We start from the raw sequence: 3,826 nt of genomic DNA, 5'->3' as shown, positions 1-3,826 counted from the left end.
GGCGAGCACCGACCAGTTCTGCGGCTCGCGGACCGCCAGGGCCGAGGCCCGCCCGGGCCAGTCCACCGCGGGATCGGATGCGGGTTCGGCCACCAGGGCGTCGACCAGACCACCCAACGCCTCGGCGGCCCCGGCAGCGATCTCGGTGGCCAGGGCGTCCACCGACTCGAAATGCCGGTAGAACGCGGTGGGGACGATGCCCGCCTCTCGTGCGATCTCGCGGACGCCGAGGCCGGAGAAGCCCCGCGTGGCCACTGCGTTGCGGCCCGCGGCCACGATCAGTGCACGCGTGTGCCGCTTCTGCTCCGCGCGTGAACCCGGTGTCGTCACGCCCGTGATCGTATCGGCTGAGGGGCGAACAGGCACGTCGGGGACCCCCGACGCACTGTGACCCAGTAGACACCAGGAGCCCTCTTCTCATTTCAGAGAACGTCTGTACACTCAAATTCGTCCGGTGGTCGAACCGGATGGATACGCCCCCGTGGTGCGACCACGGCTTCGAGTTCGGGGCCGCACCGGACGGCGGTAGGCCGCGTCCGACGGCGCACGACCACACCGACCGCTACTTTCCGGAGGTCCCCATGACCGCCCCGACCATCAGCAGACTCTTCTCCCGCGGGATCACCCGCACCCTGCTCACTCCGCACCCGGTGGAGCACTACGTCCGATCACTCGGAGTGAACTGGGCTGACGACCCGACCGGCGCGACGGTCGTCGCCGTCGACCGGCCCGTCGCCGACGTCACCGTCATCACGCTGCGACTCCCGGCGGGGGTCGAAAGGCCCGCCCCCGGAGCCGCTCTCGAGGTCGGCGTGGTGGTCGACGGCGTCGTCCAGCGCCGCCACTACTCCCCGGTCGATCCCGCCACCCGGTCCGACGGCCTCGCGACGATCGCCGTCCGACGGCATCCGGGAGGCGTGGTCTCGGAGCATCTGTGGTCCGAGGCCGCACCCGGGATGCGGCTTCTCCTCGGCGATCCCGTCGGGGAGGTCACCCTGCCGGAGACGCGCCCGGCCGACGTGGTCCTCGTCAGCGGCGGCAGCGGCATCACCCCGATGCTCTCCATCGCCTCGACGCTCGTCGGGGAGGGCCACTGCGGCGCCGGCGCCACCGGCCGGGTGGCCTGGCTGCACTACGCGCGCCGGGCCGAGGACGTCCCGTTCCGTGACCGGATTCGTGAGCTCTCGCGCGCCGGGGTCGAGGTCCGTGTGGTCGCGACCGCAGGCTCCGACCCGTCAGCGCCCTCGGAGCCGGTGTCGGGAGGCCTGGTCGGCCACCTCACGTCGGACCACCTCGATGACGTGGCGCCGTGGCACTCCGACGCCACCATCTTCCTCTGTGGACCCGACGGCCTCGCCGACGGCCTCGCGGAGACCCTCGGCCCCGATCGCTACGCGGACGTCCTGCGTGAGCGGTTCACCGCCTCCACCGGCCCCGTTCCCGACGGCGACGGTGGCACCGTCACCCATGTCAGGAGCGGGGTGTCGGCTCACAACCCCGGCACCACCCTGCTGGAGGGCGCGGAGGCCGCGGGTCTGTCCCCGAAGCACGGGTGCAGGAGGGGCATCTGCCATACCTGCACCGCCGTCCGCGTCTCCGGCGCCACCCGCGACCTGAGGACCGGAGAGATCGACACCGAACCCGGCTGCCTGGTCCAGATCTGCGTCTCCGCGCCCGTGGGCGACGTCGAGATCGAACTCTGACCGCCCCGGTCACCCGTCACGCTCCCGGACCGACGTACCCGCACGACCCACCGGAACACCCGGAAGGAATCCCATCATGACCCTCCTGCAGATCCCCAGCTTCCGCTCCACCAAGTCGACGTCCACCAAGTCGACGTCCGCAGCGACCACCCCCGCCGGCCCCGAGCCGATCGTCCTGTCCGCCGAGTCGGTGGAGATCATCGGACGGGAACTCGACGCCATCCGCGACCGCGTGGCGGCCGACCTCGGGACCGCCGACCGCGACTACATCCTTCGTGTCGTCCGCATGCAGCGTCGACTCGAACTCACCGGTCGTGGGCTCATGTTCCTGGGCTTCCTGCCGCCCGCGTGGCTCGCGGGGGTGGCCGCGCTGAGCGCCTCCAAGATCCTCGACAACATGGAGATCGGCCACAACGTCATGCACGGCCAGTACGACTGGATGCGTGACGACATGCTCCACTCGTCCAGCTTCGAGTGGGACAACGTGTGCCCGTCCGACCAGTGGCGCCACTCGCACAACTACATGCATCACACCCACACCAACATCCTGGATCTGGACCGGGACATCGGGTACGGGATCCTGCGCATGGAGTACGAGCAGAAGTGGACCCCCCTGCGCCTCGGTAACCCCGCCTACGCGTTCGCACTCATGATGCTGTTCGAGTGGGGCGTCATGCTCCACGACCTCGAGTACGACAACGTCCTCAAGGGCAAGCGCAAGTGGTCGGACGTCAAGGGCCTGCTCGCCGGCTGGTGGGGCAAGGTCCGCGGCCAGGTCGCCAAGGACTACATCGTCCACCCCGCGCTCACCGGGCCGCTGTTCCCGCTCACCTTCGCCGGCAACCTGACCGCCAACCTCGTCCGCAACGTCTGGGCGTTCTCGGTGATCTTCTGCGGCCACTTCCCGTCCGGCGCCCAGGTGTTCACCCAGGAGGAGACCGCCGAGGAGACGCGCGGCGAGTGGTACGTGCGGCAGATGCTGGGCTCGGCCAACATCTCGGGCAGTCCGTTCATGCACCTGGCCACCGGGAACCTCTCGCACCAGATCGAGCACCACCTCTTCCCCGACCTGCCCGCCCACCGCTACCCCGAGATCGCCGAGGAGGTGCGGGCGATCTGCGAGGAGCACGGACTCCCGTACACGACCGGCCCGCTGTGGAAGCAGGTGACGAACGTGTGGGTCAAGATGTTCCGGCTGGCCCTGCCACTTCCGCCCACCCCGGCGGACACGCCGGCCGTGCTCATCGAGCGTCGGAAGGTGACACCGGCGGCCTGAGCCGGGGTACCTTCGTGGACACCACTGACGAAGGGAGCGACTCCGATGGGCGACTTCGAGCGCAACAAGGACCAGGTCCAGGCAGGTGTCCAGGCGGGGGCGTCACTCGTCGGCCGGATCGCCGTCATCATCACCGACGCGGTGGGATCCATCGCCAAGGAGATCGGCGACTTCGTCACCGACGGGATCGAGATGCGGGAGGCCGCCCGTGCCGCGCGACTCGATGAGCGCAGGCGGTCACCGATGATCGATCTGGACGGCATCGAGGACGGCGAACTGCAGGGATGAGTCCCCAGGTGAGCCGATGACCGTGGCCGGTGGGCTCCCCCACCGGCCACGGTGGCAGGATCGCGTGACGTGACGATCATCGCCGCCGCGGACGGCTCCGCTCTCGGAAACCCCGGCCCTGCCGGATGGGCCTGGTACATCGACGAGTCCCGATGGCGCTGCGGCGGATGGGCCAGGGGCACGAACAACCAGGGTGAACTCACCGCCGTCCTGGACCTCCTCCGCCAGACCGCGCACTCCCCCGAGCCGCTCCACATCCTGTGCGACTCGCAGTACGTCATCAACTCGGTGACCAAGTGGATGGCCGGGTGGAAGCGCAAGGGGTGGAAGAAGGCCGACGGGAAGCCGGTTCTCAACGTCCAGGTCATGAAGGCGCTCGACGAGGCCATGGCCGGCCGCGAGGTCACCTTCGAGTGGGTCAAGGGACACGCCGGGCACGAGCTCAACGAGAAGGCGGACATACTGGCCAACGGCGCTGCCAAGGCCTACGCGGCGCGGCGGGTGCCCGGAGCCGGCCCCGGATTCCCGGGAGCCCGGTCGGTCGGCGCGGGTGACGACC

Annotated in this window: 5 protein-coding genes; 4 read left to right on the top strand and 1 reads right to left on the bottom strand. The window is 69.8% G+C overall.

Going from position 1 to position 3,826, the window contains the following annotated elements; all coding sequences use genetic code 11:
• Positions 1 to 330, bottom strand: a 330-nt coding sequence (locus IY392_RS15870; RefSeq protein WP_194861734.1) for a TetR family transcriptional regulator, incomplete at its 3' end; no start/stop codon positions are given.
• A 251-nt stretch (positions 331 to 581) separates the two neighbouring features.
• Here IY392_RS15870 and IY392_RS15865 point away from each other — a divergent pair.
• The 4 genes from IY392_RS15865 to IY392_RS15850 all read left to right on the top strand — a co-directional run.
• The gene (locus IY392_RS15865) at positions 582 to 1,703 is read left to right on the top strand and encodes a flavin reductase family protein (RefSeq protein WP_194861733.1); all 1,122 of its coding nucleotides are present in this window, start codon (positions 582 to 584) and stop codon (positions 1,701 to 1,703) included.
• Positions 1,704 to 1,779: 76 nt separating this feature from the next.
• The gene (locus IY392_RS15860) at positions 1,780 to 2,979 is read left to right on the top strand and encodes an acyl-CoA desaturase (RefSeq protein ID WP_194861732.1); all 1,200 of its coding nucleotides are present in this window, start codon (positions 1,780 to 1,782) and stop codon (positions 2,977 to 2,979) included.
• 45 nt (positions 2,980 to 3,024) lie between these two features.
• On the top strand, positions 3,025 to 3,267 hold the full coding sequence (locus IY392_RS15855) for a hypothetical protein (protein WP_017836681.1): 243 nt from the start codon (positions 3,025 to 3,027) through the stop codon (positions 3,265 to 3,267).
• A gap of 69 nt (positions 3,268 to 3,336) precedes the next feature.
• Positions 3,337 to 3,826: ribonuclease H (locus tag IY392_RS15850; protein ID WP_194861731.1), on the top strand; the 490-nt coding region annotated here is incomplete at its 3' end.

It is taken from the genome of Dietzia sp. SYD-A1 (assembly GCF_015356725.1).
GTDB lineage: Bacteria > Actinomycetota > Actinomycetes > Mycobacteriales > Mycobacteriaceae > Dietzia.
The sequence above is the reverse complement of the archived record's forward strand: the minus strand, read 5'-3'. Positions and strand labels throughout refer to the sequence as shown.